The 25048-nt window shown below is 60.1% G+C and carries 14 protein-coding genes; 7 read left to right on the top strand and 7 right to left on the bottom strand.

Annotated elements, in window-relative coordinates; translation table 11 throughout:
* The first annotated feature begins 105 nt into the window (after positions 1-105).
* Entirely contained in the window at positions 106-1134 is a 1029-nt protein-coding gene (locus FYK55_RS27455) for a hypothetical protein (RefSeq protein WP_235909020.1), read from the top strand.
* Positions 1135-1302: 168 nt separating this feature from the next.
* Here the strand turns inward: FYK55_RS27455 and FYK55_RS27450 are convergent, their stop codons facing one another.
* Positions 1303-2502: a hypothetical protein gene (locus FYK55_RS27450; RefSeq protein WP_150079816.1), complete on the bottom strand. Its 1200-nt coding sequence runs from the start codon at positions 2500-2502 to the stop codon at positions 1303-1305.
* A gap of 664 nt (positions 2503-3166) precedes the next feature.
* Here FYK55_RS27450 and dnaG point away from each other — a divergent pair.
* The 5 genes from dnaG to feoB all read left to right on the top strand — a co-directional run bounded on the left by dnaG (position 3167) and on the right by feoB (position 11372).
* Positions 3167-5290 carry a DNA primase gene (dnaG, locus tag FYK55_RS27445; protein WP_235909019.1) on the top strand — a complete coding sequence of 708 codons (2124 nt, stop codon included), beginning with the start codon at positions 3167-3169 and terminating at the stop codon, positions 5288-5290.
* A gap of 167 nt (positions 5291-5457) precedes the next feature.
* Positions 5458-7176: a sigma-70 family RNA polymerase sigma factor gene (locus FYK55_RS27440; RefSeq protein WP_150079815.1), complete on the top strand. Its 1719-nt coding sequence runs from the start codon at positions 5458-5460 to the stop codon at positions 7174-7176.
* A gap of 245 nt (positions 7177-7421) precedes the next feature.
* Positions 7422-8663, top strand: a complete 1242-nt coding sequence (locus FYK55_RS27435) for a PQQ-binding-like beta-propeller repeat protein (RefSeq protein ID WP_150079814.1) — start codon at positions 7422-7424, stop codon at positions 8661-8663.
* Positions 8664-8931: 268 nt separating this feature from the next.
* Complete coding sequence (locus tag FYK55_RS27430) at positions 8932-9225, top strand: FeoA family protein (RefSeq protein WP_150079813.1); 294 nt, start codon at positions 8932-8934, stop codon at positions 9223-9225.
* Positions 9226-9236: 11 nt separating this feature from the next.
* Positions 9237-11372, top strand: a complete 2136-nt coding sequence (gene feoB, locus FYK55_RS27425) for a ferrous iron transporter B (protein WP_150079812.1) — start codon at positions 9237-9239, stop codon at positions 11370-11372.
* A gap of 63 nt (positions 11373-11435) precedes the next feature.
* Here the strand turns inward: feoB and FYK55_RS27420 are convergent, their stop codons facing one another.
* The 6 genes from FYK55_RS27420 to FYK55_RS27395 all read right to left on the bottom strand — a co-directional run bounded on the left by FYK55_RS27420 (position 11436) and on the right by FYK55_RS27395 (position 21628).
* Positions 11436-13097, bottom strand: a complete 1662-nt coding sequence (locus FYK55_RS27420; RefSeq protein WP_150079811.1) for an FAD-dependent oxidoreductase — start codon at positions 13095-13097, stop codon at positions 11436-11438.
* 325 nt (positions 13098-13422) lie between these two features.
* Complete coding sequence (locus FYK55_RS27415) at positions 13423-14604, bottom strand: HD-GYP domain-containing protein (RefSeq protein ID WP_150079810.1); 1182 nt, start codon at positions 14602-14604, stop codon at positions 13423-13425.
* Positions 14605-14798: 194 nt separating this feature from the next.
* On the bottom strand, positions 14799-16931 hold the full coding sequence (locus tag FYK55_RS27410; protein ID WP_150079809.1) for an HlyD family efflux transporter periplasmic adaptor subunit: 2133 nt from the start codon (positions 16929-16931) through the stop codon (positions 14799-14801).
* A 6-nt stretch (positions 16932-16937) separates the two neighbouring features.
* A complete protein-coding gene (locus FYK55_RS27405; protein WP_150079808.1) occupies positions 16938-18755 on the bottom strand; it encodes an efflux RND transporter periplasmic adaptor subunit in 1818 nt (605 codons plus the stop codon).
* Between the two features lie 30 nt (positions 18756-18785).
* Positions 18786-19619, bottom strand: coding sequence for an efflux RND transporter periplasmic adaptor subunit (locus FYK55_RS27400; protein WP_150079807.1), 834 nt, complete (start codon positions 19617-19619; stop codon positions 18786-18788).
* A gap of 218 nt (positions 19620-19837) precedes the next feature.
* Positions 19838-21628 carry a TolC family protein gene (locus tag FYK55_RS27395; RefSeq protein ID WP_150079806.1) on the bottom strand — a complete coding sequence of 597 codons (1791 nt, stop codon included), beginning with the start codon at positions 21626-21628 and terminating at the stop codon, positions 19838-19840.
* A gap of 352 nt (positions 21629-21980) precedes the next feature.
* Here FYK55_RS27395 and FYK55_RS27390 point away from each other — a divergent pair.
* On the top strand, positions 21981-25048 hold a 3068-nt coding region (locus tag FYK55_RS27390), incomplete at its 3' end, for a DUF4347 domain-containing protein (RefSeq protein WP_161604790.1).

Below are 25048 nucleotides of genomic sequence, written 5' to 3'. Positions count from 1 at the left end.
GTCCGCTGAGATTACTCAACGGAAAGCTGAGATCACTCAACGGAAAAGCGACGCGACACCTGCCGATCTGCGATCCAAGTTATCCGAGCGCTAAAAACTCACATCATGTCACCGAATCACTCGAGAAACGCACGTACCGGTCGATGCGCGACATCGTTCGCGGTCGAACGTCTCTGCGGCGGGGTGGCCCGAGCCGGCCTGCTGATGGGGTGCTGGCTGGTTCTGGGGTTGTCGACCGGATGTCATTTGACCGGCAAGCAGTACGACGGGTGCTGCGATGCCGCACCGGGATTGGAAAGCCGTGCGTCGCTTTCATGTGATGGCACGACTTGCGATGACATCACGTCGTGCGACGCGTGGTTGGGCGATGCAGACGTCGATTCGTGTGACGGCTGGACGGGCGGCCCATCACCCCGGTTGGTGCGCGGGCGCCGCATCAAGCTTCTCGATGAGACGGCTTCCACGTTGGGTTTCATCAATAAGATTGCGTTGTGGGACAAGCGCGCCGACAACCATCGGATCAGCCCCCAGACCGAGCGACAGGTCCTTTCCTACTTGCGCAACCACCAGTTGGATTCTGTGCTGGTGCGGTCCAATCAATACGACCCCTTGGGCGAATGGCGGCGGCTGGTCGCCAACAAGCGGATGGCTGCTCCCTGGAAGTACACCATCGGGACGTACGATTGGCTGAAATACACGCTGGTTCCCGGGCGATTGGTCGGCGGTGATTGGTACAGTCCCTTTACGGACTCCCTGCACTTGTACTCCGACATTCCCTCACTGGGCTTGGTCAAGGCGGCGTACGCGAAGGATGTGCACCGACGGACCTATCAAGGCACCTACGTGTCGTTTCAGAATGCACCCGTGATCGGATTGTGGCACGAAACGCTGGCCAACCGGGAAGTGTTGCGGTACCTGAAACAAAGCGGCGACCCGGCTGCATTGGCGGAAGCCAAGCGGATCCTGTACCCAGACTTTGCGGGCACTTTGGGAGCTCAGGCGCTGGGGTTTGTCCCCGGGGGGAGCGTCTACGGGCGAGCCGCCGGAGCGTTGGCCGGCCACGCCTTCCGCCGGATGGCCAACGTGTCACCGAATGAATCTGCCGACGATCCGCATCGGTCGACCCACCGATAACGGAACGGCGGACGCAAGTTCATCGTGAGACCGATTCCGATCGTGAGATGGCGATCCAGGAAGTGGACAGCCCGGATTGTGCCTGAGGCCGGTGAAGCGTGCGTTTCGCACCGAGTGTGTGCCCGCGGAGGTCGGCGTCGGTTGGCATCAAGAGCCGAGGCCGGGTGGTCAGGATCCGTCTTCGGAACGCATCCTTGCTTCCTGCTCTCGCCGTCGCCGAAGGTTCTCGCTGACGCGTTTTAGCAACGCCCGATCTTCGGCATTTAATCCGTCAGTTCCCTGTTCGCTAACGATCTTCAGCACCTGATCCAAGCGAAATGCGTCACGGGCCTCGGCGCGTTCGCGGTCCAGGGCGGCGCGAGCTCTTCGCCGCCGGTGCCGCAACCGCACGGAGTCGGCCAGTCCCGTCATCCAACCGCGCCGGGTCGTGCGAGGAAGCGTCAAGGGTTCCGCCGCGGCCTCGGATGCCGCAGCGTCGGTTGTCGGTTTGAAAGGATGATCGCTTCGACCGGCTTGGGCGACCCGAATGGACGCCACCCAGTCTCCCAGGTCACGGTTGGCCGAAGAGATCCACAGCAGCAATGACAGGACGACCAGAATCGGCCAGCGAGGCAGAAAGACGTCCGCGTCGGCGATCATCGTTGCCATCGCGATCACCATTGTCGCGATTGAAATCAGGCGAATCGTGCGGCGTAGCAGTCGCAACTGTAAGACACCATCGGCGTGGGGCGACAACAACGTGATCACCGAAGCGGTGGCACCGCGTCCCAGGTTGTGTGGAAGCGGAAACGCCTGGCAGGCGGCTTGGATCCAGAACAGCCACGCCGCCGTCAGGTAGCCGTTGGTGACCGAGGCCAGCCCAAAGCTCGGGTCGGACAATTCGCCAGCCCAAGTCGACCACTGCCATGGATCCGCAAATTGGTGAACCATGTGAAGGCACAGGCAACCGAGCCCAAACAGAAACAATGCGGCCAGTGTCAGGACGGCTGACGCCAGGACGGCGATCGCCGACCAGGTCTGGCGCCGATACAGCGGGTTGGCCAGTTCGATCCCCAGCAGCCCGATGGTGATCGATTCGCTTTTGGCCGAGGTGCCCAGGTGCAAGGTCAACTGGACGATCAGCTGTACCATCCAGCCCGTCATCCAAATGGCGACTGCCAGCAGGGTCACCGCGGGCAGGTCCCCGTTACCCGGGCGATTCTGGACCATTGCGACCAGACCACCCAGCACGGCCAGGGCGACGAAGACGGCGTAAGAGATAAAAAAGCGGATGCCGCCGAGGCTGCCCAGCGGCATCGACCAACCCTCGGAGGGGTCGGGATCGAAGGAGCCGCCGGGGCGCTGCGAATCGATGTCAAAGGCGGGCATGGTGTGGATGAACGTGGGGGGAGATCTCCGCGGACTGCCGCCGGCACCGCCCGTCTCCCCGAGGGGGCTGGCATGCCCACATCGTGACGTCGGCAAACTCGCCAAGATGGATTGCCGGATTGCCGAGATGGATCGCCGGTGCAGTTCCGCCAAGCCGCGAATCGACGATCCTTCGCCGTGGCGGCAGATTATAGATGGCGAACGGATCCCGCCAATCAAAAAACTTTTCGGCTTTGGGCCGATCCCGGTCTGGATCGGATTTTTGTCGCTCAATGGCGTGTCGCGTTGCCGAGACGCGTCGCCGCCAGCACGCGACACTGCCGCCCAATGATTCAGCCGTTGGCGGCCGATTTTCAGCTGGAAAGCAGTGCCGGACCACATTGCATCCGGGCCACCGGGCGGTCGGCCCGACTTGGCAAAATTCAGCTGCGACCAGAGACGGTCGTGAAACTGATCTTGACGCGAAATCGTCGTGTCGTGAAACTCCTCCCCGCTCGTGGCGAAACAAAGGCGGCTCGCTCTGTCGGGGACGCAAAATTTGTTACGCTGCAACGGAGTGCGTGTGATCGAAATTTGCTCGAATGGTTTTCTGGAGAAAGCCTTTGCCACGGCCTGACTTGTTCGGGACCCTGGCACGAGTCGACCGATCCGGATGGTTTCGCCAATGCCGCGCGGATTCCCGTGGAATCTGCATGGACTTTCCAAGCGAGTCGCTTTGTCCGTTATGTTGGACTTCGACCTGAAAGAACGAGTGCGCACTGCGGTCGACCTGGTCGACGTGATCGGTGCGTCGTTGACGGTCGTGCCCAAAGGAAGGTTGCTCGCGGCACGCTGCCCCTGGCACGACGATCGGTCACCCTCTCTGACCATCAATCGTGAACGTCAAACCTGGAAGTGTTGGGTTTGCGATATCGGTGGCGACGTGTTCAGTTTTGTGATGCGGCGCGACGGGGTGGACTTCCCCACGGCGCTCCGAATGTTGGCCGAGCAAGCGGGCATTGAATACAAAGTCGGGCCGAAGGCCGAAGCGGGGTCCAAGGACGACAAGGCAACCCTGCTGGCCGCCGTCAAGTTGGTGTGCGACGCCTACTTTGAACAATTGGACGCGCCCCGCACTGATGATGCGAGAATCGCGCGTGACTACCTGGCGGAACGCGGCATCGACGACGAGCATCGACAGTTGTTCCGGATCGGGTTTGCTCCCGATCAGTGGGATTTCGCTACCGGATTGCTGCAACGCAACCGGTTCCAGCCTGACATCGCTGTCGCCTGCGGCGTCGCGCTGCAGCGCCAGTCCGGAAAAGGGTCCTACGATCTGTTTCGTGGTCGATTGATGTTTCCGATTCACGACATGCAGAATCGTCCCATTTCGATGGGCGGCCGCTTGATCCCCGCCATCGCCGAGCGACACGGCGATCACGCCGGTGGCAAGTACATCAACGGTCCGGAAACCAAGCTGTTCCGCAAATCGCAGCAGCTGTATGGCTTGCAGCTGGCACGCGAGGCGATTCGCAAAGGCGGCCAAGCGTTGGTCATGGAGGGGTACACCGACGTGATCGCGGCGCGGCAATCGGGAATCGATCCGGTCGTCGCCGTGCTAGGTACCGCGTTGGGCGAAGCGCACGTCAAACTATTGAAACGGTTGGCAAGCCGCGTGGTCCTGGTGCTCGACGGGGACCAGGCCGGACAGCGGCGGGCCGATGAGGTGTTGGAATTATTTGTCAAAGCGGAAGCCGATCTCCGCATTTTGACACTTCCCGACGGAATGGATCCGGCCGACTATCTGCAAGAACATGGCGCCGAAGCGATGCAACGGCTCGTTGATCACGCACCGGACGCCCTGGAGCACAAGCTGAGTTCTTTGACCGCAGGAATCGACGTGACGCACGACACCCACGCGGTGATGCGGGCGATCGATACGATGACCGAGATCTTGGCCAAGGCTCCCAGAATGGACCCGCTGAAACAGGATCAAATTCTGTTGCGGCTGTCGCGAACCTTTGGGATTGGAACCGATCGTTTGGAACAGCGGTTGGTGGAAAAACGGTCCGACGAATCAGCGCGTCGGCAGAAAGCCGCCCGGTTCCGCAATCCGCCCAGCCGGAACACACCGGGGCCCGGACCTGCTTCCGCAAACAACTCGAAGGTGGGGCCGCCCAACCGCCGCGACGCCGAGCCGATCGATCCGAATCGTTTGCTGGCCGAATGCGATCCAGATGCGGAATTGCCCGGCTCGTTTGATTCGTTTGCCGCGGATCCATTTGCTTCGGGCCAAGCCGGTTCTGAGCCCGGTTCGCGGCGCGATGCCGGTCGCGGAAATGTCGCATCTCGAAAGGATCGTGAAGAACCGCTCAGCGGCATCGACCGAGAACTGTTTGAAACGATGATCGAATCGACGGAAGTCGCCGCCCGCGCCGTGGAAGCGATTGATCCGGAGTGGTTCGATTCCCTCACCGCGAAGATGTTGCTGTCCGGGTACCAGGACCTGGATCTGGCCGGGCACGATTTGGGTGTGGAGAATTTGCTGCTGCTGTTGGAAAACGACTTCTTGAAGAACGAGGTCGTCACGTTGCAGTTCCGCGTCGCCCAGCGGGAAGGCAAGGTCACCGTGTCGCCGGAGGACAGGTTCCAAGCGATATTGGAGCAGTATCACCGCCGCCAGAACATCGCCGAAAAACAACGCCAGATCGCGATCATCGAATCGGCGGGCTTGGATGAGTCCGAAGAACTGGCCCTTTTGAAACAGCTCTTTGACGGCGAACGCCACCGTCAGCAATTCAACCGTTAAGGAGGAACTGTCACAGACCGGGCCCGCGGTGTTCCGCAGCGCCAACGACCCGTACCGGAGGATGCCGGCGAGAAATGGATTTCACAGCCGCGGCGATTGCCAGCCGCGACGACCAGACCCAACCCCCACGCCCACGATGGGCGGACTCAAACACGAGGTTTTGAATCATGCTTTTGATGGATCGAGAATTGGCCGAATTGGTCGCCCGTAGTCACGAACAAGGATGTCTGACCTACGACGAAATCAACGCGTATCTGCCTGATGAAGACGGCAGCCCGCAAAAACTCAATCGGCTGATCGAAGCCATCGAACGTTTCAGGATTCAATTGGTCGACAACCCGGCGGCCGCCGCCGGTCGTCCCCGCAAGCCGCAACCGAAGGTCCGCAGCCTGCGCGAGATCGCCACCGCCGAACCGTGCGAGGACGATCCGGTTGAAGTTCCCCTGCCCGATGACGATCTGCCCGGTGCCGCCACCGCCGACGAACTGGCTAGCGTGGACATGCCCAAGGCCAGCGACGATCCGATCCGGATGTACCTCAGCCAAATGGCCGAGATTCCGCTGCTCAGCCGCGAAGAAGAAATCTCATTGGCGAAGAAGATCGAAGTCACGCGGCGCCAATTCCGCCGTTCCTTGCTGGAGTCCGACTACGCGTTGCGGCACACCGTTGAGGTGTTGCATCGCGTGCACGAAGGCGAGCTGCCTTTTGATCGCACCATCAAAGTTTCGCTCACCGAACACCTGACCAAGGAACAGGTGTCGGCACGCATGCCGCATAACCTGCGGACCCTGGACACCCTGATTGCACAGAATCGTGAAGACTTCGAACTGCTGGTTCGTAAAAGTACACCGCCGCGTCTGAAAGCCGAGGTCCGACGGCGGTTCATCGCCCGGCGACGAAAATGTCTGGAGCTAGTTGAAGAACTCAGCCTTCGCAGCCGGCGGGTGACGCCCATGTTGGACCGATTGGAAGAGTTTTCCAAGCGAATGAATTTCATCCGTTCGCGCCTTGCCGAGTTGGGCAACGACGCCGTGAGCCGTGACGAAGCGGCCGATCTGCGGCAAGAGCTTCGCGAGTTGATGATGCTGACCCAGGAGACTCCGGAAAGTCTGCACAAGCGGGTCACGCGCGCTCGCGCCCACTTCGAACGCTTCGAAGCCACCAAACGAGAACTCAGCAGCGGAAATCTTCGCCTGGTGGTTTCGATCGCGAAGAAATACCGCAACCGAGGATTGTCATTTCTGGACCTGATCCAGGAAGGCAACACGGGTCTGATGCGGGCGGTGGACAAATACGAATATCGACGCGGATTCAAATTCAGCACCTACGCAACCTGGTGGATTCGCCAGGCCATCACACGTGCGATCGCCGATCAGGCTCGCACGATCCGGATCCCGGTCCACATGATCGACGTGCTCAGCAAACTCCGCCAGGCCCAGAAGAAACTCACCCAGCAGCTGCGCCGCGAACCGACGTACGAAGAGATTTCGCTAGCGACCGAAGTGCCCCTGGACGAAGTCCAACGCGTGATGGACATCGGACGGCACCCGGTCAGCCTGGACCGTCCCGTCGGTGAAGGGGAAGACAGCAGCTTTGGCGAGTTTGTTGAGGACAACGACAGCCTGAATCCGGTCCGCATGGCCGCCGGTGGTGTGCTGCGGCAAAAGATCGACGAGTTGCTCAAGACGCTGACGTACCGCGAACGCGAAATCATCCGCTTGCGATACGGTTTGGTGGACGGCTACAGCTACACGCTGGAAGAATGTGGCCGCATCTTCAAAGTCACACGCGAACGTGTGCGTCAGATCGAAGCCAAGGCAGTGGCGAAGCTGCAAAGCCCCAGCCGGGCAGATCGGTTGGCGTCATTCATCGAAGTGGCTGCCTGACGGACCAGCGTCCATTGCGAAGCGGGAATCTCGCAACAAGTCCACGCCGTCTGCAAACCGTCGGGGTGACGTGTTCACCGTCTCCGAATGGTCGGGGGACGTAGCCACCGTCGCCAGACGGTGGCTGATGTGGGGTTTCCGCTCGGCCAGCTGCCGAACAGCGGACCGGCACCCGGGGTGCTCGGTTGGGGTTCCCGGCGATCTATGCTAAGTCGCACCGATCGCTTCCCCGCTTGGAAAGACGAATGACTCGCTTCAGCCAACCCGTCGCCGCCGCTGTCCTGCTGTTGTGCCTGACGCTTTCCGCGACCGCCGTCGAGCCGTCGCGCTGGAACCAGTGGCGTGGCCCCCATCGCGACGGAACGCCCGACGGTGAAGCGTTGCCAAAGACGCTGAGCGACCTGGAGTTGGTCTGGGAAAGGGATCATGCTCCCAGCTACAGCGGCCCGATCATCCACGACGGCCTGGTCTACACCACGGAAACGGTGGACCGTTCGTTGGAACGGGTGACCGCGTACCGAATCGCCGATGGCACGGTCCAATGGACGACGCAGTGGCCCGGGTCGATGGCGGTTCCTTTTTTCGCCGCCGCCAACGGCGACTGGATTCGTTCCACCCCCGCCTGCAGCGACGACGCCCTGGTGGTGGTGGGCATGCGGGACGTGATGGTGTGCCTGGATCCCCAGACCGGTGAGGAAAAGTGGCGAGTCGACTTTGTCCAGGCGATGGAGAGCCCGTTGCCGATGTTCGGGGCGTCTTGTTCTCCGCTGATCGACGGCGATCGGGTTTACATGCAAACCGGTGGGGCCACCGTCTGTCTGTCCCTCTCCGATGGATCGCTCCGCTGGAAGACGCTGGAGAACGCCGGGGCCGACACCTCCTCTCGTGGCGCGTTCTCCAGTCCCGTGATCGCGACGCTGTGCGGGGTCCGTCAACTGCTGGTGCAAACTCGCGAGGAACTTTGCGGGGTCAACTTGGAATCCGGGGATGTGCTGTGGCGGGAACCGATCGAAGCGTACCGCGGGATGAACATTCTGACGCCACTGCCGATCGGCGATCGTGTCTTCACGTCGGCGCACAGCGGGAAGTCTCAGCTGTTTGAGATTACCCGGGACGCTGACGCGTGGCGCGTCTCACTGGTCTGGGAACAGAAGCAGCAGGCCTACATGAGTTCACCGGTGTTGGCCGCCGACAGAATCTTCATGCACCTGAAGAACGAGCGGATGACGGCACTGGAGGTCGCCACTGGACGGGAGGTGTTCACCTCGCGTCCGGTCGGAAAGTACGCGAGCCTGATCGCCGACCCGACCACCGTGCTGGCGCTCACTGAGACTGGCACGCTGATGTCGATCGATGCCACCTCGGAAGAATTCCGTGTTCGAGACGAGGTCAAGGTTGGCGAGAACACCTGGGCGCATTTGGGAATCGCCGGGGAGCATTTGGTGGTCCGCGATCTGGAAAAACTGAAGGTCTTCCGGATCCGGTAACCGAGGATGCCAGACCTGGACACGCGGCGAATCGACGTGAATTGCGGCAAAAGACGCATTTCCTGGCGGATTCTGACGGCTTCGGTTCGCTTCCAAGACACTGTTTCCAGAAGCACTCAGTCCTGGGCAGGCAGGTTTTCTGGGGTTTTCGACGATTGACAAACCTCAGGCAGGTTGGCATCCTATTGAGATTGATTCTCATTTCCGCCACGCACCGCGTGCGGACCCTCCTGCTTTCTCTCCCACCTTGCTGCGACGGGCGAACTTGATGGCGACGCTTTCCATGCCTGCGGTTTCCACGGCACCGGTAGCAACCTCCTCGTTGACTTTGGCTGAAATTGGTCCCGGCTGGGTGCGTTGCCAAGAGGTGACGGCGGTCGGAATCGATTCGATTCGGCTGCGGCGTCTGGGGATCTGCCCGGGGCGACTGGTTGAACTGGTTGGACGCGGTGACCCGATGATTCTGAATGTCAGCGGGACGCGGATCGGCTTGTCACGCCAGTTGGCATCCTTTGTTCAGGTGGAGCCTGTTGCTGGCTCTGCGCCGGCCTCCCCGAGGTAATCGGTGGTCCTTTGAACCAACCCTCCGCTTTCGCCGAACGGACCGCGGCCTCCCCACCGCCTCCGTCGACCGTCTTACTGGTTGGCAACCCGAACGTCGGTAAGACGTCGTTGTTCAATGCGCTGGCCGGGTTGCGAGCCAAGACGGCCAATTACCCGGGCATCACCGTGGATCTTCGCGAGGCGGTGCTGCCGGTGGCGGCGGTCGATGATGACTCGCGTTGCCAGGCGACCTCGGACATTTGTCTGATCGATTTGCCGGGGCTCTACAGCCTGGATCCGGCCAGCCCGGAAGAGGAGATTGCCGCCCGTCGCATCAGCGGTCAGCTTGGCGGGATCGCCGATTGCGTGGTCGTGGTGGTCGACGCGACGAACATGGCTCGCACGTTGGTGCTGGCCAGCGAGATCCTGGAATTGAATCTGCCGACGGTGGTTGCGGTCAATTTGATTGACGCCGCTGAATCGCGTGGCATCCAGGTCCAAACCGATCGGCTGTCGGAACGTTTGGGTTGTCCGGTGGTTGCGGTCAGCGCCCGAACCGGGCGGGGACTCGCGGAACTTCGTGAGTCGATTTATCAGGTGGTCAAGCCGACCAAGCCGGTGTTGCCGATTGCCCGCGCGTCCTGCGTCGCCGGATGCACCGGATGCCCCTATGCGGCTCGCTTTGATTGGGCCGATGGGGTTGCGGGGGCATCCACGCAGCAAGGGGAAAGCCACGGTGTGCAGCTGGAATGGCTGGACCGTTGGTTGACGTCGCGGTGGGTCGGTTTGGTCGCATTGCTGGCGGTAATGTTTTCCGTCTTCTTTCTGATCTTTTCGCTCGCTGACATTCCGATGTCCGTGATCGAAACGTGCTTCGGGTGGGCGGGCGACCGGATTGGCGACCTGCTGCCGCATCAGCCGCTCAATCGTCTGCTGTGGTTCCCGATTGCCGCCGCCAGTTCCTTGGCAGTCGCTGCCGGGGCTTTCAAGTTGAATGAGACGCGGTGGACACCGGTAAGCGGAACGTTGGTTGTGCTCGTTTCGGTGCTGATCGGTCTGATGCCGCTGGAGGATTTTCGCAGTTTGGTGATCGAGGGCGTGATCGGAGGGATTGCTGGAGTCGTGGTGTTCTTGCCGCAAATCTGCATCCTGTTTTTCTTCATCACCTTGCTGGAAGATTCCGGCTACATGGCGCGGGGTGCGTTCGTGATGGAACGGATCATGCGACGGGTCGGATTGCCTGGAAAGGCATTCGTGCCGATGTTGTCGGCCCACGCGTGTGCGATCCCCGGGATCATGGCGGCCCGAACGATTGAAACGTGGCGCGACCGCTTGGTCACGATCCTGGTGCTGCCGCTGTTGACTTGCTCGGCTCGCTTGCCGGTGTACGTGATGGTCGCAGCGTTGTTATTTGGTGACAGCCCCGCCAAAGCCGCACTGATGTTCGCCGGTGCCTACCTGCTGGGTCTGATTGCGGCATTGTCGACGGCGTTCGTGCTGAAGAAAACGGTGGTGCGCGGCGAGGCCTCGCCGATGATCTTGGAGCTGCCCCGCTATCGGTTACCCAGTCTGCGAAACGCTTGGTTCACGATGCTGGATCGGGCTTTTGTTTTTCTCCGTCAGGCCGGATCCACAATCCTTTTGATCTCAGTGGTTCTGTGGGCGCTGGCGACGTATCCCAAGCTGCCGGAGTCGCAGGACTATTCGAGTGATTTGACTCGGGCCCAGGCGTCGCTGGAGTACTCCTATGCCGGTCGTGCCGGCCGGTTGGTCGAGCCTGTGTTCGCGCCGTTGGGATTCGACTGGAAAATCGATGTCGGGATCATCAGCTCGTTTGCCGCCCGCGAAGTGCTCGTTTCCACCCTCTCAATCGTGTACGGATTGGGCGAGGAAGGGGCCGATGACGCACGGGGGTTGGTGGAGACATTGAGGGATCAAACCGCCGCTGACGGTTCGCCGGTGTTTTCGACCGCAACCTGTTTCAGTCTGCTGGTCTTTTTCGTTTTGGCGATGCAGTGCCTGCCCACCCAGGTCGTGACCAAACGAGAAACGGGAAGCTGGAAGTGGGCGATCTTGCAGTTCGTCTACATGACCATGCTGGCCTACGTGGCAGCTCTGGTCGTTTATCAGACCTTGGCAGCTGCCGGGTACGATCAGATCACTTGACTGCGGCAGTGGCCACGGATGCAGTCTCGGCCGACGGTCGAGCCAACCGCTTGCCTTGATCGTTCAGCAATTCCCATCGTGGCAACGCATTTGACACCATGATCGGTAGCCGCCGCTCAGGTTCACCGCCTCAAAGCCGTCCTGCAGCAACAGCCGCGTCGCCATATAGCCTCGCTGCCCCACTTGGCAATACGCGATGATCCGGCGGTCGCGTGGCAATTCGCTCAGTCGGTCCCGAAGCTCTTCGATCGGGATGTTCGTCGCACCCGCAAGGTGCCCTGCTTCGTGCTCTTGGCGGCTGCGGACGTCCAAGATGAAATCCTCGACCGCCGTCGAAGGATCGATTGATTCCGCATGAATCACGGGTTGGTCACCACGAATCACACCGGCCGCGACGAACCCGGCCATGTTGACGGGGTCTTTGGCGTGTCCGTATTGGGGCGCGTAACACAGTTCCGCTTCCTCCAGGTCGAACACTGACAAGTTTGCCTGAATGGCCATCGCGATGACGTCGATCCGCTTATCGACCCCCGATGTCCCGACCGCTTGAGCGCCCAAAATGTGTCCGCTGTCGGGATCGAACAGCAGTTTCAAAGTGAACTGTTCGGCACCCGGGTAGTAACCGGCATGGTCCGTCGGATGGATGTAGATCTTTTCGAAACGGGTTTGCTGACGTCGCAGCATCTTCTCGTTTTGGCCGGTCATCGCCGCTGTCTGTCCGAAGAATCCGACGACCGACGTGCCTTGCGTTCCGCGGTACCGAGCGTCCCGGCCCAGCAGGTGGTCCGCCGCGATCCGCCCCTGGCGATTGGCCGGACCGGCCAGCGGCACCTGGGTCGGTTTGCCGGTCACAAAATCGGTGACTTCCACCACGTCGCCGACGGCATAGATGTCGGGATCGCTGGTCTGTTGGTGGGCGTTGGTGACGATGCCGCCACGGGAGCCGCATTCCAGCCCGGCGTCCACCGCCAGCTGGCTTTCCGGGCGAACTCCGATGCAGACGACAGCAAAATCTGCGTCGACCGAGCGTCCTGATTGCAGCTGGATGCGCATGCCAGGCCGCTCCCCGCGATCCGTGAACGCCTCCGCAGACTCTTCCAGCAACAATTTGATCCCGTGGGCGAGCAGCTGCTGTTGCAGCGGCCGGACCATTTCCGGATCCCAGGGGGTAAGAATCTGGTCGGCCAATTCGATGACGGTGACCTCGATTCCTCGGCGGACCAGATTTTCAGCGACCTCAATCCCGATGAAGCCGCCGCCGATGATCGCGGCCGACTTGGCCTGCGAAGTGGCCTGGGCGTGGAGGATGTCGGCGTCGTCCAGTCCGCGCAGTTCGAACACTTCCTCTCGATCGATGCCGGGAATCGGCGGCCGAAAGGGAGCGGCACCGGTGGCAAGGATCAGTTTGTCGTAGGTTTCTTCGTAGACCTCGTCGGTTGCCAGGTTGGCGACCGTCACGGTTTTGTTGGCCCGGTCGATCGAGCGCACTTCGCTGCGTACTCGGACATCCAGCCGGTAACGTTGCCGCAGGCGTTCAACGGGCGCAACCAGCAGTCGATCGCGGGATTCGATTTCACCTCCGACGTAGTACGGCAAGCCGCAATTCGCGAAGGAAGGCTCGACGCCGCGTTCGATCAAGATGATTTCGCAGGACTCGCAGAGCCGCCGCAGTCGGGCAGCGGCCGACGCGCCACCGGCGACACCACCGACGATGACAATTTTCATGATCGCTAACCCAAGTGCGTGTGAAACGTCGCATCCAGACTCAAGCCGCCTGGGATCCGGCCGCCGGCAGAATTCAGCGTTAGCTCGCGATGTTACGACAATTCGCCGGCCGTTGCTAGACGCACCTGGAGAGCCGGCCACGGTTGACGACCGCCTGCCGGCGCCTGTGGTTTGGGAACGCCTGGCAATAGCCTGCAACCTGCCGACGCCACCCCAAGCCAGCGACGCTTACGCGTGAAGAATGCGGCTTGGCCGACGTCCCGCGACGTTCGCCAGTTGGAATGGAGCTCTCAGGGTCGCGCCGTTTCCGAACAACGCTGGCATGCTAGAACGCATCGGAGAGGCGCATGACGATCCGCGCGACTTCATCGATGCGCGACAGGAAAGCTTCCAACACGCGAGGATCGAAATGCGTGCCGCTGTATTGAAGCATCGTCTCCAAACAGTCGTCCAGCGGCTGGGGGTTTTTATAGCAGCGGCGACTGCTCAGCGCGTCAAACACATCCGCAACCGCGGTGATGCGACCTTCGATGGGAATCTCTTCGCCAGAGAGTCCGCGGGGGTAGCCGGTTCCGTCCCAACGCTCGTGGTGGGTCATCGCGATCACCGCGGCGGTGGCAAGGATGGGGGAACGAGTTTTGGGCCGTTGGGAAAACTGTTGAAATGGTTGACCGTCGTAGTTGGGTTGGGCGCTCAGAATCCGCTGTCCGTACTCGCAGTGCCGTTTCATGATGGCGAATTCTTCCGGCGTCAACTTTCCCGGCTTCAAAAGGATTGAATCCGCGATCCCGATTTTTCCGGCGTCGTGCAAAATTGCTGCTTGTTCGATCAGTTCGGCCCGGTCGGACGGCAAGCCCAGTTGACGCGCAATGATTCCGGCGAATCTGCCGACGCGGATGACATGGTTGCCCGTCTCATGATCCCGGTATTCCGCCGCGCAGGCCAGGACATGAATGACCTCTTCCCTGGACTGTTTCAGGTCCATCGTCCGCTGCGCGACCTCGATTTCCAGCCGTTTGGAATAGGCCGCCATTTGGTCGTGGTGAGCCTTCAGCACCAACGCGTTGCGAACTCGCGGAAGCAATTCGGTCGGTTTGACCGGTTTGTTCAGGAAGTCGGTCGCGCCCAGTTCCAACGCTTCGATCTTGGTTTGTTCGTCGGTCGATGCCGTGATGATCAGAACCGGTAGGGCAGCCAATTCATCGTCCGAACGAATCACCTCCAAGATCTCCAGCCCGGTGACGTAGGGCATCAGCACGTCAAGGATGATGATGTCGGGCTGTTCGGCGCGAACCATCTCGACGGTCTTGCGGGCATCGCTGGTGATGACGAAATCCGTGTAGCCGGCTTCACGGAGATACTTTTGGATCAGTTTGATGTTGATCGGTTCGTCGTCGACGATCATGACGCGGCCCGGCTTCGATTCGCTTTTGCGAAGGGTCACCAGCAGGCGACCGGGCGCTGTCCCGGGGACCGGGTCTGAATTTACAAGGTTTGTCCCACTCATCCGTCGTTCAACATTCGGCAAGGGAAATCGTCGGTTCTGGTGCCGCGGGTGCTCTCCTGGCTGTTACGACTACTTGTGATACAAGTTTCCATCCAACCGTATCTTGGCACTAATCGCGTGCGCGCAATTGGCAGCTTGCGGTGGACGCGTATTCCTCTGATTTGCAAAGACGATTGTCACATCCGGAACAACGCTCACAAACCGAGTGAGATTCCCCTGGCGAGATCCCACAGGTGTTGGCCAATGGATCGATCGAAAGCGTGGCGGTAAACCGACACGCGTTGTCCGCTGGACAACCGCAAAGATTGATCGGACGTCAGAGGGACGATTGCCCGGAAATGGGGCGTCAGCAGTTCGGACTTGTCTCCGCCGGCGTGATTGGCGGTGGACACGGGTTTGACAGCCAGCGGCCCCCCGTTGGACGCGCTCAGCGCAGGATGGGGGACTTGGCGACTGGCGCGGGGAACCACGCGTTCGATCCTGGCGACCTGCGGATCGAGGCCTTCGATGGCGTAGCGAATGGGTGCTCCCGAGCGAGCCCGAAACCGATCGATCGCCTCTTGTTCGATCGCGATGCGAAGTTCCTTCCGCGATTCGGTCCCCACGGCGCACAGTTCATCGCCCTGGTCGACGTACTGCCCCTGTAGATCGCGCAGACCGCGTCGAACAATCACTCCCGAGCGCGGGGCGCGGATGGAAAGCTGATCCAATTGCCGCGTCAGCTCATTGAATTGCTCGATCAACGCATTTTCCGCCGCGAGTTCCGCCTGAGCTTCTGCGTGCCGACCCTTTTGAGTGTGTTGTCGGCGGCGTACTCGACTCTGTTCAATTTGCAGCTCCAGGTCCAAGGCGTCACACCGCAACTTGTCGTTTCGAAGCGTGATCAACAATTGTCCGATCTGGACATGGCTGCCGGCGGTGACGTGAAGCTGCTCGATAAATCCCGCGGCGGGAGCACGGATCGACGTATGGGGAGAGTATTCGACGATCGCTGGATAACTTCCAAACTGCGGCCAAGGAAGAGCGAACAGCAAGACCCCCGCGCCGGCGAGCAGCGCGGACGCACGTCTCAAGAGTCGTCGTCGGAGAACCGAATCAAGGCTGCGAACCAAGGTGAAAATCCGACCCATCGGTCCCGCGAACCAAACACTCACGGTGATTGCCGACAGCACCAGACCCACCCCGCGATAGAAGCTGACAGCGACGATGATCAGACCGACGCAGACAATCCACCGCCAAACGAATGCTGCGATGCCGTAGACCAACGCATATCGGCGATAGCCCAGCGATCCGCCAAGCATTGTGCCCCCGGTCCCAAGCAGCACCTGTTTTGCCGATCGAGCCAGTGCGCGCTGCGAATCCGCGTACAGGTTGGGCGTACCGGCCAAATCCGTCAGCATGAAGTAGCCATCAAATTTCATCAACGGATTGACGTTGAATACGATCGAGGAAACGCCGCAAGAAAGCATCACGTTGACACAGAAACGTTGCAGTTCCGCAGAATCAAGTGTCGGCCAAAGCAATGCGGCGACCGCAGCGATCAGCAATTCCACGTAGATCCCGGCGGCGGCGACATGCACCCGTTTCCAGCGCGACGCAAAGCGCCAGACGGAGGTGACATCGACGTACGCCAACGGAGCGAACAGAATCAACAAGACACCCATCTCACCCACATCGCCCCCGTACCGTTTGCAGACGATCGCGTGCGAGAATTCGTGGATGACTTTTAGAACCACCGTCGCCAGCGTCAGCCAGATCAGGTTTCCGGGGGCGAACAAAACCGAGCGCGAGGCAGCCAAGTCCGTCCAGTTCGTGACTACCGAACTCAATCCGAACAGGATCAACAGGATTCCAAGGCACGTCGCCGGCCAACCAAACAGCCAGCCGACCAACGGCTCGATTCGCCCGACCCAGCGGTCCGGTTGCAGCAGAGGAATACGAATCGCGATCGGATTCAGGCGTTGTTTAATCCGCCCGCGTTGGGACCGATCGGAAGCGTCCTTGATGCGTTCGGCTGAACGGGAAGACTCGGTTTGCGCCAGTTCCACGGCGATCAGCCAGCGACACAGCTCCGCGGCATCATTCTCCGTCAACGCGAGATCAACTTCTCGCTGACAAAGCTCGGCATACGCCTCCGCGATGGAGCGTCGACCATCCAGCAATTGCGAGAATCTGAATTCGATCGGCCCCAGGCGGTAGTAGTTGCCGCTGACCGGGTCTTCCACCACGAAGTGGAGTCCATCGCCGGAGTGGATTTGCAGGTCCCGGCGGAACGCTGGTCGGAGCGTGGAAAGATCGCTCGCCAAGTGGTCATGGCTGGTTTCCATGGCAGGTCACCACCAGAACCATCGAGACAAGCTGGACCAAGGACGATGAAACAAGATCCATCCTAGCCGCCGCTTTCCGACGTCCACTTTCACTTGTCCCTTCATCCCCGGACGAAACGAGGATTGATCGTTCGCGAGAAGTGATTCAGCGATGAACACATTTTGGTCGTCACGGATTTCGCTGCGCGGATTGATTGAGTCGATCGTGGTTTGCCATTGCCGATCCGGGTACGCGTCCAAGCGAAGCCGGATCAGCTGACCGGATCGCAGGAAGGCTAACTTTTCATCGGGGATTTCCGTTTCAATCGTCATCTCATCCAGCGGCGCAATCTCGAACAGGTTTTCGCCCGTCGACAAGGGTGCGCCCTGAACTCGTTGCAGATCGCCGGCAACCACGATTCCGTCCATCGGGCTGCGAATCTCGATTTGGCCGATTCTCCGGTCCAACAAGTCCAGTTGCAGCTGCAACCGTTCGATTTCCAGTTGAGCAATCCGCTGTCCGGCGTAGTCACGCGACGCCTGCGCCGAATCACGCTTCTTGGTGGCTTTGTCAAAGTCGGCTTGCACGGATGCTCGTTCCCAACGCAACTCTCGGCCGTCCAGGCTGGCGAGCAGATCCCCCTGTGCGACAAGATCCCCCGGTGCCACGTGGCATTCTTCCAGGGTTGCGTCAAAGGGCGCGGCGACCAGACGTCTTACCCGGGGTTCGATTTGTGCCTGGCATTCGACCCGGTAGGGAACGGGGGTCGCCATGGCGATCATCAGGCAGGCAACCGTCAACGCCACGAAGATGGTTGCTTTGGATCGGACGCCTTCGCGCACCGCACGCATTCGATGGGCACCGGATCCCCGGTGAATACAACCGATGGCCGCGGACAAAGCGGGTTGTGCCGAAGCCAGGAAACGATACGACGGCTCAGACGATTGATCGGGGTCCATGACGGCAATCAACGCTCCGCTGGATTCGAGCGGCATTGCCAGAATGGTGGCCGATTCCATCTCGGCCAATTGAGAGAGGAATTGTCGGTCGGCGCCGGACTCGCGTCCGGGGGTTTGGCAAACCAATTCGCCCCCGCGGATGGTTTCTTCCATCGCTGCGACGACGGCGCGAGTCAACGGTGTTTCGCTTTGAATCTGACTGGTATCTGAGAAGGCCGCGATCCGCGGACGAGCACCCGGCGTGGCAGTCAGGGCCACGATCACGCGTCGCAAAGCCAAATGATCGGCCAGTCTCGCGGCCAAGCTTTGGCAGGCACGCGGCGTACTGTCCGACTCAAGCATTTCCTGCAGCAGTTCCACCGTTGCCGCTGAATGTTTGGCGACGACTTCGGAACGGGAAACCGCTTCACGAAGTTTCCGCCTCGCGTAGGCGATCACGGAATCCCGAAGTCCGGCGATGGTCGCGGTTTCATCGTCGGGTTGCTCGATCAGCAGGCCGATTGCGGTCGGACCTTCGGGGGAGCATTCGGAAGGGATCGCAAGCAGCAATCGCTGAGGCGAAAGCAGTCGCCGCACTTGTTCCCTGCCGGTGTCCACCGCCAGCACGCAGGCGGACGTCAACGGATCGGCCTCACGGATTGCCGGCGTATCGCCAATGTCGCGGTACAAGGAGGCGACGTTGGTACGCGCACCGTCACCGTCACGATCCAACCGGATCACGCATCGAACTTTTGCCAGCGTGAACAACTGGCGCAGAAGCTCGGATTCCGCGTCGGGTTGCGTGCTCGCCGGTATGCCCGATGCTGTCGCGGTGGTCGGCGATGTGGGCGAACGCTGCGCAGCGTGACCCGACGTGACCGAAAAGGGCACGTTGGCGGACGCCATTGAAGAACCCGCGGCGGTTTTCAATTCTGGCTAATCCTCCAGGCGGATTCGACACCGTTGACCGCTTCGATACCGCCGGTCGGTGTTGTCCAATCGGATCTGCACGAGCACCGATCCGCTTTCGGCATCGGTGACCGGAGAAACGAAGCTGACGGTTCCCTGTGAGGCCTGGCGGGTTTCAATAAACCGGACCGTGATGGTTTGCCCTTCTTTCAACGTGGCGGCCTGGAATGGCATGACGGTGAAGTTCGCCAACAGCGAATCCAATTGGACCAACGTCAACACTTCGGGGCGGTTGGGAGCCACGAATTCGCCGGCCTCTTTGTGCAGTTCGGTGACGACTCCGGCGACCGGGGCGTGAATGGATCGACGTTTCAGCTGCGTTGCGATGCGTTCGTACTCCAGCCGCCGAGTTTCCAAGTCTTCCGTTGCGGTCCGCACATTCGCTTCGGCAACTTTCAATTCCTTTTCGGCGCGAGAGAGTTCCGATTGTCTCGCGTGTCCCGTCGTGTGAAGTGACTGAAGCCGATGCCAACGCTCCCGAGCCAATTCCAATTCGGCCTTCGCCGCATCAAGGTATCCCGACGAAGACATTTGTTGTTTTGCGATCGCTAGCTGGGCCTCGTGAACCTGGCTATCCAACCGGATCAGGGGCTGGCCGGGTTCGACGGCATCGCCGGGTTTGACCAAAACCTCCGCGACCGTCCCGGATTCGTCTGATGCGACTTCGATGGTTCGCAAGGGCTCGGTGTAGCCTTCCAGTTCGGTCGCGTTTACTCCCGTCTGTAGATTGGCCAGCACCAGGCAAGTCGCCAAATGCCAGGACCTGACCAATCGCGTGGTAGCTGCGGGGCTGCCTATCATGTGGGGCACTCAAATACGCAAAGATGTCGGAACTGCGGGGCGCACCGCGCGCCGGTACCGCACCGTCGACGCAAGCGTAGGTTACAGATAGGCCGGTCAACCGGAAAAATCGGATCGGCGGCCAAGCGTCCAGCCGAGTGGGAATGCCGTCGAGCGTTTGAATCGGGACAATTGGATCGCGATCCGGCCGCCGAATCCCGCTTCGTCTGTCCGACGATTTAACGCGTCAGCGGTTGGATTTGAAGCAGCGATCCCGTCGCTCGTTTGAGCCGGATGGTGCTGAGGGTGTATTCCACCCGAGAACGTGCGAATTCGGTTTGCTCGTTTAGCAATCGGTCCTGGGCGTCCAGCAGGTCTTCCAGGATTGAATTCGCGGTGTAACCTTCGCCGGGAAGTTCTTTCCACCGACGTTCCAGCAGTCGGACGTACTCGGCCGCCGAGTTCATGGAAGCGTACTTGGCACCCATTTCACGGTACGAGGTCTGGACCTCACGTGCGGCAGCGGCGACGTCCGAATGAATTTGCTGGATGGTTTCTTCCAACTGGTTCGTCAGTTGCCGAAGCTCCGCTCGCCTCCTTTGAACATTCGCTTTCGCGGCGCGGCGCCACAGCGGGACCTCGAAAATCAGTCCCGCCGTGTAGCTCGGTTCCCCGACGCTGAACTGATCGACCCATGATTGCCCGATGTTGTTGCTCCCGCGGAGTCCGCTGACGTAGGATTCCAGCACCAGATCCAATGCCGGCAGCATTTCGTTGCGGGCAACATTCAGCCGGACACGCGTCGATTCGATTTCTCCTGCGACCTCATTGATTTCACTGCGTTGCTGCAACGCCGTGACGATAGCGTCGTCGAAGGACACCGGCAGCAATTGAGTGACGGGGGCTTCGGCCGGGACCAGTTCGACATCTCGATCTTGCAGCAATTCGGGCGAATTGACGATGGCGCGCAGTCGGTCTTCCAGGTTTTTGATCGAGGTCACGGCGCGAACCAGTTCGGAGCGACGTTGAGTAACCGCGGCGCGGGCCCGCAGGACCTGGCTTTCCAGCGAATCAAGATCACGACGATTCTCCAACCAGTCGCCGATCGCGGTCGCCTTCTCAAGATGCCGCAGTCGAAGCATCAGTACGGCGCGCTGAAAGAACAGCTCCCACATCACTTCGGTGACCGACAGCAGGTGATTCTGGATTCCCGTCGTGGTCTTTTGTTGAGCGATTTGCGTGTCAAGTTGCGCTAGAACAATCAAGCTGCGATTGACGGCCGTCCCGGCGCCTGCCAGCAGCGGTTGATTGAAGCTGAGTGACAGGCGTGAGTTTCCCTGGTTGCCTGGTGTGAAGAAGACCGAATTGCTGTTGCGCAATCCGATCTGCTGTCCCAATTCGAATCGCCCACCCGCTTCGGTTTTGCGCCGCATTCCGGCGGAGGCCGTGAAGTCCTCCTCGCGAAGGCGATTGACGTTGGCCCCGGCATCCAAAGAGCTACCCGTTGGAACGCTCGTGCGCACGAAGCGGGATTCCGTAAATGCCTTTGGGTCAAATTCGGCCGCCGCTCGGACGATCCCGGTTTGGGCGATCGTGATGTTTTCGTTCAAGGCTGCGATGCGATTGCTGTATTGCAGGGCATCAAGCACCAATGAATCCGTCGTCACCGGAATCGAACGCGGAGACAGATCCAAGGGAGCGAGGACGGCCGGTTCCCACCACGGGCGGTAGCCGATCGGGACGGACGATGCCTGATTGGAAGATTCGCCGTATTGGCGTAGTTCTTCTGACAATCTCCCGGCAATCGAGCCGGGTGCGGGAAGTGATGCTTCAGCCGTCTCGCCCGGTGGAATCGTTTCGAAACCATCGATCGCCTGGATTGCATCCGGCGGCGGTACCACCACGGTTTCGATCAGCTCGCCCGTGAGCCATTCGTCGGACGGGTTGTCATACGACTGGGCGCATGCTTGACCGGCGACGAGGGCTGCCGCAGCGAAAAGAATGTTGGTGCCGGCTGATCGCCAATTCATGTCCCGTTTCCGGTCGCGGGATCCGAAGCGTCCCTGATATCAGATTTCATCGACCGAAAGACGGCACGGGGGCAGTTAGACCTGGGACATCACGACACAGGCGCGGGTACGCCCGCCACATCAACGCCTCAACCCGCACAACCGTCACAAGCTGACTTTCGCTCACCACTCTCCGGAGCCGTTTCACCGGTTCGTTTGTCGGGTGAAATTGGGTCCGCGGAATGGTTCCTGACCTAGATTGAAGTGGACTTCTTGTTCTCACCACTCCGACCAACCGCGACTAGTACGCATGCAGTGGCCCTTTCGACGATCGAAGCAACCCGTCGCATCTCTTCAGAATCAGCCTCGGCCGTTGGATGTCTCAACTTTGGAACGTCGGTTGCTGTTCAGCGCTTCGCCGGTGGTGTCGCCGGAGGTGGCTGAATCCGTTGATCTGGGGGGGCAAGATAGCGCACTCGTGACGGACCCTGACGTGCTGGTGCAGGAATCCGCAACGGCCAACGGAGAGGCGATTGATGCCGGAAGTGAATCGGATAGTAGTCAGGATCGACAGCGATTGGAGTTGGTTTTCGTTGACGCCTCGGTCGACGATCACGAACAACTGATCAGCGACCTGAAGGTGGCTTTGGATCAAGACGAGCTCGAAATCTATTTGCTCGATTCGTCACGTGATGGTGTCGAGCAAATCGGTGAAATCCTGTCAGGTTACAGCGACGTCGATGCCGTTCACATTCTTTCCCACGGAAGCGACGGAAAGATCCGCCTGGGCAGTAGTCTGATCGAAAGCCGCAACTTGGAAGCATTTGCCGGTGACTTGGCCGGCTGGGCATCGTCGCTAAGTACCGATGCGGATTTGGCTTTCTATGGATGCCGTCTCGCGGAGTCGGAATCCGGCCGGATGCTGCTGGAAGCGGTGTCAGCATTGACCGGTGCTGATGTGGCGGCATCGGATGACGATACCGGGCATGCGTCCCTGGGGGGCGATTGGGATCTGGAGGCGACGTTCGGCCAAGTTGAAACGTTGTCCCTGTTGGACGCGGCGTCCAACGTCGGCTGGACTGGCTTGCTGGCGACGCCGCAGTTGACACCCACCGGCGAAACGCTTGTCAACACCACCGTATCCGGTTCGCAGTATTCCGACGGCGGGCACAACACGCTCGCCGTCGACGATTCCGGAAACACCGTCGTTGTCTGGGTGGACGACAGCGGCGCCGACGGCGACAACACTGGAATCTTTGCTCAGCGATTCGATGCTCAGGGAAATCGGATCGGAGGTGAGTTTCAAATCAATGCCAATTCGTCTGGTTCTCAGTCCTGGCCGGTTGTTGCCTCCACACCGTCCGGTGAGTTCATCGTCGGTTGGGTGTCAAGCGATGGTGACGGGGATGGGATTTACGTCCGGCGTTTTGACGCGAACGGAGACGCGATCGACTCGGTCGATCTGCTTGTCAATGCGGGGCAGACGGCTGGAGACCAATCCAACATCACGTTGGCGACCAACGCGAATGGTGAGATTGTCATCGCCTGGGAAAGTGATGGCATCAACGAAGGAATCTTTGCGCGCACGTTTGATATCAGTGCCGTTGTCAGTGGAGGCGAACTGACCAGTCCACTGATTCAAGTCGACACGTCCACCAATGCGACGGAGGCGGCGGTCGATCTCAACGAAGCAGGCCGCTATGTGGTGGTTTGGAATGACAGCGGTCAGCTGTATGGCCGACGGTACGACTACGGAACGACGACGGCGCTGGCGGGGAAGGACAATCTGAGTCAAACCATCGTTGGAGATTCCGACGTGGTCGTCACGGTGTCACCCGACAATACCTTCGCCGTCGCATACTACTCCGGATTTTCTGGGTTCAAAGGTGTTTGGCACCGAGTGTTTTCGGTAACCGGTGTGGGACAGACATCGACCAAGATCAGCAGCGGCGAAGTCGCTTCGGCACCGACCGTGTCGATGGATCTGTCAGGAAACTACGTCATCGCATTTCAGGAAGTGAACTCCGGGAGCACCGGTTCGGACGTCTTCTTTCAGGTCTTCGATGCGAATCATGATCTGTACGGAAGTCTGGTCCAGGCCAACGAGACAACTGATAATGATCAGGTTTCTCCATCGGCAGCGTTGCACGACTTGGACAACGTGGTCATTGCTTGGAGCGGACGCGGTGATCAAACGGGGCAGGTCGACGACGACGGTGTGTTTATCCGCCAGTTCGGGCCTGAGTTGACCAACACACCGCCAACAGCGTCAGGGCTGAATCAGTCGATCAATTATGTTGAAGATGGTGGAACCGTGCTGCTCGGTGACATCGTCGTCAGCGATGCGGATGCGGGCGAGACAATCACGGCGACATTGACGCTTGTCGATCCGAATGCGGGCAGCCTTTCCACCGGATCCTTTGGCGCGGCAACGAGTACCTATGACGGAGTCACAGGGATTTGGTCCGTATCGGGAAGCGTGGATGACGTGAACTCGGCCCTGGCCAGTGTCTCCTTCTCACCAGCGAGTGACTATGACCTGGACGTCAATGTTCTCACTCATGTGGAAGATGCGGCAGGCACAGGACCCACCGACGGTGTCATCGGGTTGCATGCGATGGCCGTCAACGACCCCGCCGTCATCGATCTCGATGCGGATGATTCTGGTGGGGTTTCAGGGGTCAATTTCGACGCGACCTTCATTGAAGGAGCGGGCGCTGTTCTGGTGGTCGATGCGGGTGACGCAACCATCACGGATGTCGACAACACGTCGCTTGTCTCGCTTCAAGTGACGATCACCAATCCGTTCGACATTGGCAACGAGCAATTGTCAGCCGATACCTCCGGCACGCTGATCGATGCGACATTTGTCGGAGCTACGCTCACCCTCAGCGGCGCCGATACGATCGCGAACTATCAGCAAGTCTTGCGAACGATCCGCTACCAAAATGTATCGGCCAATCCGACTCTGGTCGATCGGACGCTCGCTTTCACGGTGAATGATGGGGCGATCGATAGCAATACCGCGACGGCCACGGTCTCGATCTCGGCGAGCAACGATGCCCCGGTGATCGATTTGGACGCGGATGATTCCAGCGGCACCACCGGCGCTGATTTTACAGCGAACTTTGTGGAGGGTGGCGGCGCTGTTGTGATTGCCGATAGTGCCGATGCGGCGTTAGCTGATGCCGATAGTTCCAACCTTGCCTCCTTGACCGTCACGATCACCAACCTTCTCGATGGTGCGGCGGAATCGCTGACGGCAGATACGACGGGCACGTCGATCATGGCCAATTACTCCGGCGGCGTGTTGACGCTTTCCGGCTCGGACACCGTTGCCAACTACCAGCAAGTTCTGAGGACCGTCCGCTACGACAATGCTTCTGCGAACCCTGATTCCACCGACCGGATCGTTGAGTTCGCGGCGAATGACGGGGCCGC

The organism is Roseiconus nitratireducens, from assembly GCF_008629675.1.
In the GTDB taxonomy this organism is placed as follows: domain Bacteria; phylum Planctomycetota; class Planctomycetia; order Pirellulales; family Pirellulaceae; genus Stieleria; species Stieleria nitratireducens.
Note: the sequence above shows the minus strand (reverse complement) of the source record. Positions and strands in the feature narration are given on the sequence as shown.

Bases quoted from the DNA above. Each gene is read 5' to 3' on its own strand.
- FYK55_RS27435 (WP_150079814.1), top strand. From the start codon at position 7,422: ATGACTCGCTTCAGCCAACCCGTCGCCGCCGCTGTCCTGCTGTTGTGC.
- FYK55_RS27395 (WP_150079806.1), bottom strand. From the start codon at position 21,628: ATGAATTGGCGATCAGCCGGCACCAACATTCTTTTCGCTGCGGCAGCC.
- FYK55_RS27450 (WP_150079816.1), bottom strand. From the start codon at position 2,502: ATGCCCGCCTTTGACATCGATTCGCAGCGCCCCGGCGGCTCCTTCGAT.
- dnaG (WP_235909019.1), top strand. From the start codon at position 3,167: ATGCCGCGCGGATTCCCGTGGAATCTGCATGGACTTTCCAAGCGAGTC.
- FYK55_RS27420 (WP_150079811.1), bottom strand. From the start codon at position 13,097: ATGAAAATTGTCATCGTCGGTGGTGTCGCCGGTGGCGCGTCGGCCGCT.
- FYK55_RS27440 (WP_150079815.1), top strand. From the start codon at position 5,458: ATGCTTTTGATGGATCGAGAATTGGCCGAATTGGTCGCCCGTAGTCAC.
- FYK55_RS27410 (WP_150079809.1), bottom strand. From the start codon at position 16,931: ATGGAAACCAGCCATGACCACTTGGCGAGCGATCTTTCCACGCTCCGA.
- FYK55_RS27405 (WP_150079808.1), bottom strand. From the start codon at position 18,755: ATGGCGTCCGCCAACGTGCCCTTTTCGGTCACGTCGGGTCACGCTGCG.
- FYK55_RS27415 (WP_150079810.1), bottom strand. From the start codon at position 14,604: ATGAGTGGGACAAACCTTGTAAATTCAGACCCGGTCCCCGGGACAGCG.
- FYK55_RS27430 (WP_150079813.1), top strand. From the start codon at position 8,932: ATGGCGACGCTTTCCATGCCTGCGGTTTCCACGGCACCGGTAGCAACC.
- FYK55_RS27400 (WP_150079807.1), bottom strand. From the start codon at position 19,619: ATGATAGGCAGCCCCGCAGCTACCACGCGATTGGTCAGGTCCTGGCAT.
- FYK55_RS27455 (WP_235909020.1), top strand. From the start codon at position 106: ATGTCACCGAATCACTCGAGAAACGCACGTACCGGTCGATGCGCGACA.